Genomic DNA, 15,053 nt, shown 5'->3' with positions numbered 1-15,053 from the left:
CCCCCTGCGGTTTGAGTAAATGCTTCTATTCTACAGCCGGAACCAGGGTAAGGCAAGACTGTATGCCTGTCTCCCGGCGGAAGAATGGCTCTGTGGCCTGGAAGTCTTTCAGTTTATAAAAAGTTTAACTCCTATTTATCTTTTCCCCGGCTTCTTCCTCCTTTTATTTATATCTGTGTTAACCCTTTCCCTTAAGATAGGAAACATCTTCTAGCGGCTGCCTTAAGCCGCCAGTCGGATGATGAATGCCGGGAGGGAATGAAATGAAGAATTACCGTGCCTGTGCCGCTCTGGTATTAGGGATGATTATTGCAAGTACGCACCTGGGAGTAACTTTCGCTTCTGCTACTTCTGCTGCATCCGGCAGTAAGACCGCAAGCAAGCCGCAGCAAAATCAGCAACAGACCAGCACCTTAGCGCAATTACCGCCGGTTACTGTGGGAACCGGCGTCAGCGTGAGACTGACCGATGTGCAATTGGCCAAGGCTGATGGCGGCAACAGTCTGACCTATACCCTGGTGTACAGTAATACAAGCAACAGCACCTATAAGCTGTTCAACGTCTTTTCCAAGATTACAACCCCGGCGGGAGCCTCACTGAAGAGCAGCCCCATTCCTGAGGATAAAAGCAAAGCTGAGGTTGCCCCCAATGAACAGCTGACCGTCACCTACTATGTAAACGTCAGCAAGACAGCTTCACTTCAAGGCCTCTCCATCTCACTGTTCGGCTTCGACTTCAGCGGCTCTGATTACCAGAAGAAGCTGGGCAGCTTCACAGTCCCGGCCGCTTATACCCCATATGTGCAGCAGGGTCTTAGCAAGCAGATCACGGTTAGCAACCTTCCGGTTAGCCTGAAGCCCGAGAGCCTGCAAATCTTCAGCTTCAATAATAAAATCTATGCCAAGGTTGCTCTGAGCCTGACGAATCAGGGAACCAAAGTACTCGCTGCACCCGGCCACCGGGTATTCCTTGAATCCTCCAGCGGCTCTGCATTTGAGCTGACGCTTGACAATGCCAGCCGCGATTACAAGGTGCAGTCCGGTGAGAATAAGAAGATCTTGTATCTGGCGGAGCTCCCTGCTTACATACCGACCACGCGCATGTCGCTGCTCATCACCGGGGAGAATGCTGGGCTGAAAGCGGATCTGCCGGTAGTCTCCTTCCGTCTCCCGGAAGCAAGCTATCCAAGTCTTGAGGTGAATGCTTACGCACTGAAGAAGTTCGGGGTGAGCAGCAATACTATTGAGACCCAGTTGAAGCAGGCATCCGTATCCTCAACAGGCGAGAAGGCACTGTGGACACTTAAGCTGCGCATTAGGAATGCCGGCAACAAAGCGGTTACTCTGCCAGCCTATGAATTATCTGTAACCGCCAAGGAAGGCTACTCCTTCCCGGTCAACAGCAAAGCGCTGGCCAGCCTCACCTTGAAGCCGCTTGAGGAGAAGACCCTGCAATTCTCAGCCGAAGTGCCGCTGAATGTAAGCCAGAGTACACTAAAGCTCCAGATGGTGGAGCCGGCCGCAGAAGGCAAGACAATCTTCCCTACAGCTATGTACAAGATCCCCTATTCCTTAGAGATGACCAACTCCGTTGCTTCGGAGTACATTCTGGATAACAGCTTCGGAACCTTCGGTGTCGTATTGGAGTCAGTGCAGCGCATGCCGTGGTCAACTGAAGATTTGCTTGTCGGCACCATTCGTATCCGTAATGTCAGGGATGCGGCAGTAACCCTCCCTGCTTTTACAGGGACCATCTATGCAGGGCAGACCGCCTTGGACGGTCCGGTTCAAGTCGTTGCAGCAGCCTCCAGCCAACAGCTGGCCGCCGGAGCAAGCGCTGTATATTATGTGATCGGCAAGCTTCCCTATGAGCAGTCTCTGGACCAGCTCCGTATCGGACTAAATAGCGCGACAGGCGATACCACAGAGCCGTTCCTCTCTCTGAGAACACAGCAAGTGGTTCCGGGTATGTCTGCCGCAGGTGATAACGCCACCTTCAAGATCGATACTGCCGGCAAGCGGGCGGAGGTTAAGGAGCGCCGGACCCTCCTCTATCCCGGAGCAAGCCAGAACATTCTGTATACTGAGCTTGAGGTGAGCAGTCTTGAAGCCCGGAGGGCAGAGCTGTCCAGACTTGTGGCTTATTATAAGACACAGGACAATACCTATTATGAAGCAGAAGTCAGTCAATCTGCACAGGCGGCCGGGCCCAAGGGCAAGAGTCTGGTGAGTATATGGAGCAAGCTGCCTGCAAGCATCGATGCCTCGGAGCTAACGCTTTTCGTGGGAGAAGGGGTTAGCGAGAACAAGCTGACAGCGCCGGAAGGAACGCCAACCGCCTATATTAATCCTAAAGCACTCACACTTCATGTTCAGACTCCGGCTGCACTAGTCACTCTGGGTAATGGAGTGCCATTGTTCCCTTATACGTTTACGGTTACTCAGGCCACAGGTGCTGTGTCCGAGGGCCAGGATACGCTGAGTGTCAATCTGACGTATACGCTTGCCAAGGACAACCAGTATGATATGGGCGCTAATACACATAAGCTGGTCGTGCAGCTTACCGATCCTCTCGGCCAGACGCAGGAGAGAACGCTGGTGCCCGGGACGGATCTGGTGACAGGGAAATTCCTGACCTATTCCATGACTCTTACAAGCAATGCCTATAAAACGCTCCGCAGCGGCAAATTCCTCGTCACTCTCTATGACGAGTTCCAGGGAGAGCGGATTCTCTTGGGCAGCCAGAGCTACAGCCTGACTTACACCCCTGCAGCCAAAGCCCCTGAGACCACCACTGCCCCGAAAAACGCGGCAAATCCAGATCCCGGAGGATCGCTATGAATGTCAAAAAAACCTTAGGACTGTCAGCCGCAGTCATTGTCACCGCTGGAATTGTTGTCTATAGCTTATGGCCGGATAAGAGCACGCAGGACAGCCCTCCTGCTGCTCAGACTACTGTAGTAACCAAGGGCGACATATCTGTAACCGTCAAAGGCTCCGGCACCGTAAAGGCCACGAATACTACGATCGTATATGCCAGGGACACAGGAAATGTAGCCAAGGTTCTCGTTAAGGAGAATGAACAAGTCAAGAAGGGTCAGGTCCTGCTGACTTATGAGGGAGCCAATGTTGCCAGTAACGTAAGAATCCAGCAGAATACGCTCAAGCAATCGCAGAATGACCTGCTGGAGAAACAAGAACAGTACAAGAAGCTAATCATGGACGGTGCTGCTTTAACCGATATTGATGCGGCGAAGCTGGCCATTGAGAGAACCAAGGATACCATTACAGCCACATTGACCGAGCTTGCAGCCCTCCAGAAGGATCATATCCCGCCCGCTTCCCTGACAGCGCCGATGGATGGAACGGTGACCAAGATCAGCGCCTCCTCAGGCGGGATGGTAACGAAAGGTGCCGAGGTCTTCTCCATAACGGACTACAAGCACTTAAGCGCTACGATTAAAATTGACGAGCTGGACATCCCCAAGATTAAGCCGGGTATGTCCGCAGCCATTAAAATGGATGCCATGCCCGCCAAGGCCTATCCTGCCAAGGTCACACGGATTGCGGATGAAGGAACGGTGACGAATGGCGTCTCCGTCTTTGAAGTGACCCTTCTGCTCACGGACTCCGCCGGAGCCAGAGCCGGTATGTCAGCACAAGGAGTCGTTACTATTGAAGAGAAGAACCAGGTTCTGCTGCTTCCCGTCGAGTCTGTGACCCAAAAGGATAAAAAGTATTATGTTCAAGTGCAGGACTCCGTGCCGGAGCAGACCCCCTCGCCCAAGGGCAGCTCCGCCACAGGAAGCCCTGCCACACCTCCGCCCGTTCAGCTCAAGCCTGTCACCGTAGGGGTGCATGATGAGAGCCGGATCGAAATCGTCAGTGGTCTGCGTGAAGGGGAACAGGTCATTGTCCCGACCATTATTGCTGTAAGTACGCCTGCCCCCGCAGCTCCGGGGATGTTCGATATGGGCGGCGGTGACGAAGGCGGCTTCGATAACAGCGGTGGCGGCGGTGACGGAGGAGGGCCACAATGAATACAGAGCCCCTGATCCGGATTGAGCATATGGTCCACGGATACATGATGGCTAAGGAACAGATGACCGTGCTGAAGGATATCTCTTTTGAGATCCACCATGGCGAATTCGTTGCCATTATCGGCCCGTCCGGCTCTGGAAAATCCACCTTGATGAACATGATCGGCTGCCTGGATATCCCGAATGAAGGGAGCTATTCTCTGGATGGACAGGATGTCCGCAGATTATCCGATAACCGGCTGGCCCAGATCCGCAATGAGAAAATAGGCTTCATCTTCCAGAACTTCAACCTGCTCCCTAAGTTATCCGCTGTTCAGAATGTCGAACTGCCCCTGGTCTACCGGGGCTTGTCACAACGGGAGCGAAGAACGCTGGCCGCTGCCGCCCTGGAGAAGGTCGGCCTCCATGAGCGGATGCACCACCGTCCGAGCGAGCTGTCCGGGGGCCAGCAGCAGCGGGTTGCCATCGCCAGAGCACTTGCCGGCAATCCTCCCATTCTACTGGCAGATGAGCCTACCGGCGCACTCGATTCCAAGACTGGAGAAGAGGTCATGCACATGATCAAAAGACTGAATGAACAGGGACATACCATTATTGTCATCACACATGACCTGGGCATTGCGGAACAAGCGAAGCGGGTCATCCGGATTCAGGACGGCCACCTGGTTGAAGATCGGAGAAATGACCAATGATTCTTGCCCAGAGTATCCGAATGGCGGTAATGAGTATCGTCGGCAATAAGATCCGTTCCTTCCTCACCATGCTGGGCATTGTCATCGGTGTATCCTCGGTTATCCTGCTGGTCTCGGTGGGGCAGGGAGTTACGGGTCAGATCACCAGCCAGTTCAGTGACCTTGGCACGAATCAGCTGACGGTCATGATTACCGGACGGGGGGCAGTTACTTCCCTCACGGCTGAGGAGGTTGCCGCATTCAGCAAGGTTCCCGGAGTGAATCAGGTATCGCCAACGATCAGCAGCAATGTAACCGCCAAATATCGTAACGTCCATACCAATGTCTCGCTTGAAGGCATCACCGCAAGCTATGAGAAGGTACAGAACTTTCATGTGCAGTCCGGCCGCTTCCTGCTTGATATCGACAATGAATACCGGCAGAAGGCTGCCCTGATCGGAACCGAGACGGCGAAGAAGCTGTTCGGCGCCGACAACCCGGTGGGCCGTGAGATCCAGCTGAACGGGACCTCCTTCCAGATTGTAGGCTTGCTCCAGGCGAAGGGAAGCTCACTCAGCGGATCAAATGATAAGAAGATTCTCATCCCCTTATCCACCTCCGAGCGGCTGCTTCAGAGTAAGGGAATTCAGACTTTTACCGTCACTGCCTTGAGTGACAAGGATGTAGCGTCTGTGAAGACAGCTATCGGACAGATTCTGGACCGCAAGTTCCTCCGTGCCAAGGATGCCTACAGTGTATTCGATTCCAAACAGATGCTGGATACGCTGAAGAAAACCTCCGGCACCCTGTCCCTTGCCCTCGCTGGAATCGCCGGAATCTCGCTCTTCGTTGGCGGAATCGGCATTATGAACATTATGATTATTTCGGTGAACGAACGTACCCGGGAGATCGGCATACGCAAAGCCATCGGCGCCAAAAAAATGGATATTCTGCTGCAATTCATCATTGAGTCGATGGTGCTCAGCACGATGGGCGGAATCCTCGGAATCGGTGCAGGATTAGGCCTAACCTGGCTGGTCGGCCAGTTGACCGCCCTTCAGGTTGGCTATGCCTGGAACATGGTGAACATCTCATTCCTCTTCTCGCTCTTTATCGGTGTGTTCTTCGGCATCCTGCCCGCCAGCAAAGCGGCGAGACTCCGGCCGATTCAAGCTCTGCGTACCGATTAGCCGTGCTGCAGCAAGGATGTTATGATGAAAGAAACATTACGATAAAATGTCTGCGGGAAGGAACCGGGTATGACCATTAAGCGGCGCTTATTCATCTCTAATATCCTGATGATTGTAATCCCCGTATGTATTTCCTTGTTCATTGCTTTTGTTAGCGTGTCCCTCCTGTTCAAGGTATCGAAGCATGATAAGCAGGGCCCGTTCTATACCGGATACGATGATCTGGTTCAGTTGTCTGCCGAGCTGCTGAAGAACGGTGAGAAGCAGAAGCAGGAGGAACTCCGCCGCCAGATCGAAGAGATATTGAAGCCGGAGGACATGAGTCTGGCCGTTTACGATTCTGCGGCAAGGCTGATCAGCTTCAATTTCAAGGAGACCCCGGAGACAGAGCAGCTGCTGCAGATCGTCAGCGCCATGAATGGACAAGGGTTCGCCTCTACCTCGAACAAGGAGGTCTTTGCTGAACAGATCCGGGTTAAGGGCAAAGCCTATACTGTCAGCATCATCGGCACGGCCTCGGACTATACAGACGGACAAGTCACTCCGGCGATGGTTACCTTCCTGATTCTGATCACGCTGGGGATTATCGCTGCGGTGTTTATAACGAATCAATTTCTTACCCGGTTTGTATTCAAGCGGATCAAGCACCCTCTGGATACGCTGGCAGACGGGGTTCATCAGATCCGGGACGGCAATCTGGATGTTAGAATCCACTACGGGAACAAGGACGAATTCGCTCCTGTCTGTGAGGATTTCAATGACATGGCTATCCGCCTCAAGGAATCCCAGCGCCTGATCCAGAGGCAGGAGGAGAGCCGCAAGGAGCTGCTGGCCGGGATATCGCATGACCTCCGTTCCCCACTGACCTCTGTCCGTGCGTATTCGGAAGGACTGCTGGATGGGGTAGCCACAACCCCTGAATCCCAGAAGAAATATATCACCATGATTAAGACCAAAGCAGAGGATATTGACCGGATGGTCGGTAAAATCTTTCTTTTCTCCAAAATGGATCTGGGAGACTATCCCTATGAACCAGAGGTGCTGGAGGTCAATCAGGAGCTCCTCTCCTTAATCAAGGCCACTGCCGAAGAATACAGGGAGAAGGGGCTGGACGTAGTCATTGCTGCACTGGCTGCGGATGTGTATATTTACGCCGATCCGGCGCAGCTCAGCAGCATCGTCTTCAACATTCTGGAGAATAGCTGGAAATACAAGCTCAAGGAGCGTGTCCAGGTATCTATCCGTACCGAAGTACAAGGAAGCGATGTGTTCATCTATCTGGAGGATAACGGACCCGGGGTGCCGGAAAAGGCGCTGGATAAGCTGTTTGATGTGTTCTACCGCAGCGATCCTTCGCGCAATAACCCCACTAAGGGCAGCGGCTTGGGGCTGGCAATCACAGCCAAAGCCGTCAGCCGGATGGGCGGAAGTATTCAGGCACAGCCTTCTCCCGCAGGGGGCTTGTGCATCATTATCACACTGCCAGTGCTGGATAAAGGGGCCTTGCTATGACCAAAGTATTAATCATTGAAGATGATAGTGCAATTGCAGCGATAGAGCGGGATTATCTGGAAATTAATGATTTCACGGTCGAGGTTGCCGAGGACGGCATCACCGGGCTTGAGCTGGCGCTTGCGGGACAATTCCAGCTAATTCTGCTTGATCTGATGCTGCCGGGGGAAGACGGATTCTCGGTGTGCCGCAAGCTGCGGAGCCAGCTCGACATTCCTATCCTCATGGTCACGGCCAAGCAGGAGGACATCGACAAGATCCGGGGACTGGGACTTGGGGCCGATGATTATATCGTCAAGCCTTTTTCACCAGGTGAACTGGTGGCCCGGGTCAAATCCAATCTGGCTCAGTATGCTAGACTTAAGGGCATGAGCGGTAGCAGCACAGAGAGCCGGATCGAGAGTGGTCCGTTCGTCATTCATACCTTGTCGCATAGAGCCTATCTGCACGGCCGGGAGCTGGAGCTAAAGAAGAAGGAGTTCGACCTGCTGCACTTCCTGATTGTCAATGCGGATATCGTCTTCAGCCGGGATTCCCTGTATGAACGGATCTGGGGCTTCGATGCCATGGGCGATAACGCTACCGTAGCCGTCCATATCAACAGGCTCCGCGATAAGATCGAGCAGGACCCCGGCAACCCGAAGTATATTCAGACGGTGTGGGGAGCGGGATATCGTTTTCAGGTGTAGCTAAGCAGCCTCCGGCCATTCGTATGGTCCGGGGGCTATTTTGATCCTCCGTAATAAACCGCTCTGTACCAGATATACAGAGGCCGCAGCAGCAGCTTCCCGATTACGAAATACAGCACAGCCATAATCAGCAGCACTCCGTACACCACCGGCCGGTCCTGGCCATAGACAAAAAAGAGTATATCAAACTGATTGGTCATGTTAAGGTTATAGGTGACGACCAGTTTGCTCATTAACAGCATACCGAACAGCAGGTAGAAGCTGGCGCCGAGCAAAACGTGGATCAGCAAGATCCAGGGCCGGAAGGGTAAGCGCTTCCGGTGCGCTTTTGAAGACAAGTAATATGTAACAAACAGTCCCGCAGCAGCCAGCGAAATCAGCAGCAGCTGATTCATCGGATGAAGCACATACATAATCAAGCCGTTCAAGGCAGCAAAGATCAGAATATCCGCAAGAATAGACTTGGTCCGCTCCCGGAGGCTAACCGCTTGAAGCGGTTCCACGGACCCGCCTTGTACGAAATCTACGGTCCATACGATCAGTAGCAGAATGCTGAACCAGACTAGCGTAACGGAAACGGGTATAAGATTGAAATACTGCAACAGGAATACACCATCCTTATTTTTCCTTTATTATAACACTTTCACCATCTTAGGAGGATTAACATTCATGCTATTACTGAAGTTATGCGCTATTGCTGTTCTGCTGTCTTTTTCCTACCAGATTATTGAGAAGGTTCTTGGGTTGATCTCCAAGTCACAGGTGAGGTACACAATCTATTATTGGGGAGCTGCGATGATTGCTGGAAGCGTTCTCTGGAGTGACAGTTATACGTTTGGCATGCCGCATCAGGTGATGAGAGTGCTTCCGCTGTTCCTTGTCATTCTGGCAGTGAATCTGATCATCTCCCGATCCTCCGGCTATAATCCAGTGGGCACATATAATAAGGTCAACTTCGTGCTGTGCTTCCCGATTTTTGAAGAGATTGCCTTCCGGGGATTGGTTCTTCCCATTCTCGCGCAGCATCCGGGTCTTGGACAGCTCCATGCCACGGGAATCATTGATGTCAGCGGTGCTATTCTCCTTACTGCGTTCCTGTTCGCCGTATCGCATTTGCAGTATTACCGGTTGAACCGCGAGAGTATCCGTTTTATGCTGTTCGCGCTGAGCGGAGGGATCTTCTTCGGGCTGTTCGCGCAGGTTACGGAGTCGCTCTTGCTGACGATTCCGCTGCATATTGCTTTTAACGGGTCGGCCGTCTGGTATCAAAAAAAGAGCCACAGCTCCTCTACAGAGCCAGCGCCTCTTCCGTAATCTGCCTGATATCAATCGGAGACAGCGTCTCCTCGTTCACCATGTCCGGCAGAATCTCTGCCAGGAAGTAATCTACGCACTTGAGGTCAATATGCTTAATCTTGATTAGCGCATTGCGGTACATCACCACAAATTCCTTCTCCGTGTTCCCTCTTTGCAGCTCGGCGAAGGCCTCATACACCTGATCCATCTTATCCGCAACCTCCAGAATCAGTCCCTCCAGCGACTCATCCTTGCCTTCACGCAGCTGCTGGTAGAAGATGCTTTTGAATTCGTCCGGAATATGCTCCTTAATGAAGTTGTCGATCATGCCCTCCTCCACCTGCTGGATCAGTGATCTGAGCTGGAGCGAGGAGTGCTTCACCGGCGTTTTGATATCCCCGATAAAAATCTCTCCGTAATCGTGGCTGCTCGTGATCTCGTACAGCTTCTTCCAGTCGATCACCGCGCCGTGCTTCTCTTCAATATCCGCCAGCGTCTTTGCGTATTGCACGACCTTCCAGGAATGGGCCGCAACGCTATGCTCCTCGAATTTGAATTTGCCCGGACAGCGGATAATGCGCTCCAGCTCATTCAGTGAGCGAAAATACTTGTGAATTCCCATGGCTAGTCCTCCCGTATGTTAGTTAGGCTACGCTAGAGTTCAGTCTAATCCTCCAGTGTTAACCCCGGATGAACCTCAGCACCCCATTGTGTAAAATCCGCACGGCTGCACGCATCTAACGGTTTTGCCCGGCCTCTCCCCGTCCTATTGCGGTCCCCATCCCCGACTAAAGTCGGGAATCAAGAACAGTCTGCAGGCCGTTTTGCCAGGAAGAATAATTACGTACAATACATACATAGACAACGGAAATGAACACGCCGGCTACCGGCGGTCATCTAATATGAGAGGAAGATTCACTATGACAAAAAAATTAACCCGTTCCTTAACAGACAAGAAACTCACCGGCTTATGCGGAGGATTGGCACGCTATTTCAATGTTGATGCCACCCTTGTAAGATTGATTGTTGCTGTCGCTACGATATTCAGCTTCGGCACTGTAGTCTTTCTCTATATCATCGGCAGCCTTATTGTTCCCCAGGAATCCTACGGCGGATTCGATGACAGCTTTAACAACTACTAATCCCACATATAAAGGAGATCATTACAATGAGCATATTCCAAAGAATCACTACATTAACTAAGGCCGCTATTCACGAAGGACTGAACAAGCTGGAAGATCCGATCCTGCTGACCGGCCAATACCTGCGTGACCTGGAGGACAAAATCACTGGTGCCGAAGGCAAACAGCGTGAACTTAAGGCAGCAGCCAGTGTGCTGGAGCGCCGGATCTACGAATACAAGGTGCTTGCAGAGCGCAGTGAAACGGAAGCCGTCCAGTTCATGAGCGAGGGTAATGAACCGGCTGCCCGCTTGGCGGTAATGGCCAAGCTCCGCTACACAGAGAGCGAGCAGGAATGCACCGCCGGGCTGAAAGAGACTCAGGCCGCGCTGGCCTCTCTTGAAGTACAGCTTGCCAGTGTTAAGGAAGAACATACGCGCCTCAAAGCCAAAAGAGCCGAGCTGGCCGAACGTGCCCGCAAGGCAGCAGAGGCCAAGCAAGCAGCCCAGGCTTACAGCGCCGCTTCTCCGGCAGGCTATCCCGGCCAGGTGCTGAACAACGGCACAGCCTCACGCGGATTCGAACGGATGGAAGACAAAATCGCCATGCAGGAAGCAATCGCCGAGCAAGCGGGGCTGGCCGCAGCGGCTCATGAATCTTCAATCAACAGTGCCGTGGAAGCCGAGCTGGAACGTCTGCGGAACCGGAAGTAAGCTGACGGTATCGTCCGTAATTGCAAAAAGGATGCCTCCCTGGTCATAGGGATGGCATCCTTTTTTGTTGTGCATTTGAATTTTACCGGCACATCTTTCAATGCAAAGCCTGCTCTTAGCCACTCCAAACTAGGAGTCAGATGTTTTATTTACATTATTTGTAACTCATTCTGGGCATCCGCATAGATATATTTTACAACCATTTCAATGCCAAGGAGCGATTCTGTTGGAAAATCAATTATTACCCTCACAGGCCTGCAATTCAGACACTATTGGCTTGCCGCCGCAGTCTAATCCCACCCCACCGTTCATTCCGATTCCCCCGACTCCCGAAACCTTATGTACTAACACCTGGGTATATCTATGGACAAATACTAACATGGGAAATCTATGGGTGTATGTTCAAAGAGTCATTCAAGGGAAACGAAACACCTTAACCGGCTGCACTCTGTTACAGGATTGGAGCGGCAGGTACTATTATCAACAGATCACCGTGGACTTGGCTTATATTACGATGTATGTATGTCATTCGCCAAGCTCTGAATCTATGGGGCTTGCCCACGAGAGCATGCCTTCAGGAGCATTGCCATCCGGTAATTCTCAAGTCAAGCTATGTCTTTACCAACAGTTTCCGGTAGGCAATTTTGTCTATGAACTTACTCCGCTCAATACAACATGTCCATCACGGCCTTGGGATGAACGAGTTCTTAAGGGCTCCATTATCATCCCTTACGATCCTGCGATGCCGGTTACGGGAGAGTTCAAGTAACTTCACCATATACGGGAACAAGTTCTTGGCAGGATAGAATGCCAAGAACTTGTTCCCTTTTCTATTACATTAATGGTAAGGTACTGAATCTTCGTGCGGTTGATCGGTGTAGTAGGCCGGAAGCGGTGAGGCGGCGTTCTTTTCCCGAAATTTATGTTTATAGGCTTCAAAATCCCATGTACCCAGAAACTTCTCTGCTGCTGTGTGGCCCGAGGTCAGCAAAAACTGCTTATCTGCATCCGTCAAATCAAATTTGGTCGTCGTCACCTCTCGGGTTGGAATAAAGACAGTCCGTTCTTCCGCATGCTCATCTACATGCCGTTGATCGTGAGCTTGGAGCATAGTTTTGAACATGCCTCTTAATAAAGAGACGGGGCCGTTGATATCCAGGGTCTGGGCATACGTACGTTTCTCCGACAGGCGGAAACCAAAGGTTGGCCACCGTGGAACCCCCTCTACATCAAACAGCCAGATGGGATAGTTGCTTAGCATTCCTCCATCCAGCATGTAATAAGGCTTCGAGATAAGCGGTGTATGCCATAAATAAGGTTTGAAGAAGAACGGTAGGGTAGTGCTCATCCGTACTGCCGCAGCAATCGGGAAGGTGATTGATGACAGCCCGTAATGCGGAAGATCCCTGGGAAATATGACCATTTTACCGTTGCTGATGTTTGATGCTATAATAGACAACTTCCCTTCCGGCAGATCGCCGAAGGTCTCTATGCCCCGGCGCTTCAACCAATCACTCATCACCGTCTCCAGAACATGGTTGCTATAAATACCTGAATTCAGGATTAACGGAAGGGCTTTGTTCAACAGCGGTACACTGTTCATACGTGTCTTGCCCAACAGCTGCACATAATCAAGCGAATGCATCAGTTCCTTAATCTCCGCACTGTTATAGCCTGCTGCCAGTAGTGCCGCTACAATCGCTCCTGCCGATGTTCCTGCTAACTTGTTCCAGCTGTACCCTTTGCACTCCATCATCTCAACCGCGCCGACAAATGCAATCCCTTTGACACCACCGCCCTCAAAAACAGCGTCTGCCTTCATTTCAACAAACTCCCTCTTCATCCGAATTATAACTAGGCACAATTGTTGCTGCCCCTATTCTTTACGGAAGGGGGGATTCTGATTCAGAGCTGCCCCGCCGGTTCAGACGCCTTGGCATAACGGTTCTGCGGAACCGGCAAGCCGAGATTGCCCCGCAGCGTATCGCTCTCGTATTCGGTACGGAACAGTCCGCGCTCCCGCAGAATCGGAACCACCTGATCCACGAATTCCTCCAGACCGTGCGGTACAGCAGCAGCCAGCATGAAGCCGTCGGCTGCCCCACCCTCGAACCAGGCCTGAAGCTGATCGGCCACCTGCTCCGGCGTACCGATGAAGCTGCTGCGCGGTGTAGCCGACTGCAAGGCAACCTGCCGCAGAGTTAACCCCTGCTCTCTGGCGTCCTTCTTGATCTTGTCCGTTCCGCTCTGGAAGCTGTTCCGGCCCAGGTCACCCAGATCCGGGAACGGCTCATCGAGCGGATACTGCGAGAAGTCATGGTGCTCGAAGAACCTTCCCAGATAGTTCAGCGCATTCTCAATCGTTACCAGTCCGGCAACCTCTTGGTATTTGCGCTCCGCCTCCTCCGGGGTAGCACCGAGAATTGGTGCTATGCCCGGGAAGATCAGCACTTCCTCGGGGTTGCGTCCGAAGGATGCCACCCGGCTTTTCACATCCTTATAGAATGCCTGTGCAGACTCCAGGGTATCATGGCCCGTGAAGATCGCGTCTGCCACGCTTGACGCATAATCCTTGCCGACCTCCGAGGAACCTGCCTGGAAAATTACCGGCTGTCCCTGCTTCGAGCGGGCGATATTGAGCGGTCCCTTCACCGAGAAGAACTCACCCTGATGATCCAGCGTGTGCAGCTTATCCTTATCGAAGAAGACGCCTGTCTCCTTGTTCCGCACAAAAGCATCATCCTCCCAGGAATCCCACAGCCCGCGTGCCACCTCCAGATATTCGGCAGCAATCCGGTACCGCTTGCCATGATCGGGATGCTCCTTCTTGCTGTAATTCAGTGCAGAGCCTTCGAGCGGTGAGGTCACCACATTCCACCCGGCCCGGCCACCGCTGATCATATCAAGTGAGCCGAATTGCCGGGCTACCGTGAACGGTTCACTGTAAGAGGTAGACAAGGTCCCGACCAGACCAATCCGGCTGCTGACCGCCGCCAATGCACTAAGAATAGTCAACGGCTCGAAGCGGTTCAGGAAATGAGGAATGGACTTCTCGTTGATGAACAGACCATCGGCAATGAAGATCAGGTCCAGCTTGCCCTCCTCTGCCTTGCGTACCCACTCCTTATATAGCTCAAAGTTCACACTGGCATCGGGCTTTGCATCGGGATGGCGCCACATGGAGGTGCTTCCTCCCACTCCGTGCAATAGGGCACCCAGCTTCAACTGTCTTGATTTCGTCATGCTCATTCCTCCTCATAGAATATGGTTAGAGCGCCGTTTGCTCTGAAGCTTGAGCGGCTGATGCAGCTGGTGCAGCTTGACCAGCCTGAGCTCCCCGCTTCACCCGTTCAATCTGGGCCAGATGCCGCTCTACATGGGCGGTGAAGCCGCGGACAATATCGGTAATCTGCACCGTCTCGCCCTTGAAGTTAATCCCGCTCTTCTCCCATTCTCCGGGGCTAAGTCTTCCGAGCAGCAGACTGTTATAATGCAGCAGACTGCGGAACAGCTCCAGGCTGTCTGCGGCATACCCCTGATTACTATGCTGTCCGCTGACCCATGCGTCCTGCTGGAATGCCGGGAGCTGAACCTGTGTATCTGCCAGAATGTCACGGATACGGAAGGAGACCACGATGCTGTGATCCGCCAGATGGGCCAGCACCTCGGTCACGCTCCAGCTTGACGGCTCCGCCTTCCACCTTAATTGTTCTTCGGATAAGCCTTCCACCGCCTGGACCAATTGCCCATGCGTATTCAAGTAGCCGGCTAGCTCCACACTCACACTGCTCATTGCGATTCCCTCCAGTATCGGTTTGAATT

At 52.6% G+C, this 15,053-nt stretch carries 15 protein-coding genes; 10 read left to right on the top strand and 5 right to left on the bottom strand.

The features are described from left to right. The first annotated feature begins 263 nt into the window (after positions 1-263). The 6 genes from MKX63_RS19805 (at position 264) to MKX63_RS19780 (ending at position 8,101) form a co-directional block, all read left to right on the top strand. Positions 264-2,840: a hypothetical protein gene (locus MKX63_RS19805; RefSeq protein ID WP_341019463.1), complete on the top strand. Its 2,577-nt coding sequence runs from the start codon at positions 264-266 to the stop codon at positions 2,838-2,840. Continuing rightward, complete coding sequence (locus tag MKX63_RS19800; RefSeq protein WP_341019461.1) at positions 2,837-4,039, top strand: efflux RND transporter periplasmic adaptor subunit; 1,203 nt, start codon at positions 2,837-2,839, stop codon at positions 4,037-4,039. Before MKX63_RS19805 ends, MKX63_RS19800 begins: the two co-directional genes overlap by 4 nt. Then, positions 4,036-4,731 (top strand): ABC transporter ATP-binding protein, encoded by a 696-nt coding sequence (locus MKX63_RS19795; protein ID WP_341019460.1) that lies wholly within the window; start codon positions 4,036-4,038, stop codon positions 4,729-4,731. The genes MKX63_RS19800 and MKX63_RS19795 overlap by 4 nt, the downstream gene beginning before the upstream one ends. After that, positions 4,728-5,900 (top strand): ABC transporter permease, encoded by a 1,173-nt coding sequence (locus MKX63_RS19790; protein WP_341019458.1) that lies wholly within the window; start codon positions 4,728-4,730, stop codon positions 5,898-5,900. The genes MKX63_RS19795 and MKX63_RS19790 overlap by 4 nt, the downstream gene beginning before the upstream one ends. A 69-nt stretch (positions 5,901-5,969) precedes the next feature. Next, positions 5,970-7,412 (top strand): sensor histidine kinase, encoded by a 1,443-nt coding sequence (locus MKX63_RS19785; protein ID WP_341019456.1) that lies wholly within the window; start codon positions 5,970-5,972, stop codon positions 7,410-7,412. Further along, entirely contained in the window at positions 7,409-8,101 is a 693-nt protein-coding gene (locus tag MKX63_RS19780) for a response regulator transcription factor (RefSeq protein WP_341019454.1), read from the top strand. Before MKX63_RS19785 ends, MKX63_RS19780 begins: the two co-directional genes overlap by 4 nt. Before the next feature lie 35 nt (positions 8,102-8,136). Here the strand turns inward: MKX63_RS19780 and MKX63_RS19775 are convergent, their stop codons facing one another. Then, on the bottom strand, positions 8,137-8,703 hold the full coding sequence (locus MKX63_RS19775) for a hypothetical protein (protein WP_341019453.1): 567 nt from the start codon (positions 8,701-8,703) through the stop codon (positions 8,137-8,139). A 67-nt stretch (positions 8,704-8,770) separates the two neighbouring features. Here MKX63_RS19775 and MKX63_RS19770 point away from each other — a divergent pair, with 67 nt between their 5' ends. Next, the gene (locus MKX63_RS19770; RefSeq protein ID WP_341019448.1) at positions 8,771-9,415 is read left to right on the top strand and encodes a CPBP family intramembrane glutamic endopeptidase; all 645 of its coding nucleotides are present in this window, start codon (positions 8,771-8,773) and stop codon (positions 9,413-9,415) included. Here MKX63_RS19770 and MKX63_RS19765 read toward each other — a convergent pair. Next, complete coding sequence (locus tag MKX63_RS19765; protein WP_036691104.1) at positions 9,390-10,019, bottom strand: YfbR-like 5'-deoxynucleotidase; 630 nt, start codon at positions 10,017-10,019, stop codon at positions 9,390-9,392. The two genes, MKX63_RS19770 and MKX63_RS19765, sit on opposite strands and share 26 nt — an antisense overlap. Positions 10,020-10,317: 298 nt before the next feature. On the opposite strand from MKX63_RS19765, the gene MKX63_RS19760 reads away from it, so the two are divergent. From MKX63_RS19760 to MKX63_RS19750, 3 genes are all read left to right on the top strand, one after another. Next, positions 10,318-10,539 (top strand): PspC domain-containing protein, encoded by a 222-nt coding sequence (locus MKX63_RS19760; RefSeq protein ID WP_341019447.1) that lies wholly within the window; start codon positions 10,318-10,320, stop codon positions 10,537-10,539. Positions 10,540-10,565: 26 nt separating this feature from the next. Beyond that, the gene (locus tag MKX63_RS19755) at positions 10,566-11,231 is read left to right on the top strand and encodes a PspA/IM30 family protein (RefSeq protein WP_341019446.1); all 666 of its coding nucleotides are present in this window, start codon (positions 10,566-10,568) and stop codon (positions 11,229-11,231) included. A 226-nt stretch (positions 11,232-11,457) separates the two neighbouring features. Continuing rightward, positions 11,458-12,000, top strand: a complete 543-nt coding sequence (locus tag MKX63_RS19750) for a hypothetical protein (RefSeq protein ID WP_341019444.1) — start codon at positions 11,458-11,460, stop codon at positions 11,998-12,000. A gap of 69 nt (positions 12,001-12,069) precedes the next feature. On the opposite strand, the gene MKX63_RS19745 is transcribed toward MKX63_RS19750, so the two are convergent. From MKX63_RS19745 to MKX63_RS19735, 3 genes are all read right to left on the bottom strand, one after another. Beyond that, positions 12,070-13,053: a patatin-like phospholipase family protein gene (locus tag MKX63_RS19745; RefSeq protein ID WP_341023137.1), complete on the bottom strand. Its 984-nt coding sequence runs from the start codon at positions 13,051-13,053 to the stop codon at positions 12,070-12,072. 83 nt (positions 13,054-13,136) lie between these two features. Further along, entirely contained in the window at positions 13,137-14,474 is a 1,338-nt protein-coding gene (locus MKX63_RS19740) for an LLM class flavin-dependent oxidoreductase (protein ID WP_341019442.1), read from the bottom strand. A gap of 25 nt (positions 14,475-14,499) precedes the next feature. Further along, positions 14,500-15,024 carry a DinB family protein gene (locus MKX63_RS19735; protein WP_341019441.1) on the bottom strand — a complete coding sequence of 175 codons (525 nt, stop codon included), beginning with the start codon at positions 15,022-15,024 and terminating at the stop codon, positions 14,500-14,502. Positions 15,025-15,053: the final 29 nt, after the last annotated feature.

The organism is Paenibacillus sp. FSL R7-0179, from assembly GCF_038002265.1.
Classification (GTDB): Bacteria; Bacillota; Bacilli; order Paenibacillales; family Paenibacillaceae; genus Paenibacillus_AQ.
This window is presented reverse-complemented; position numbering and strand designations above follow the sequence as displayed.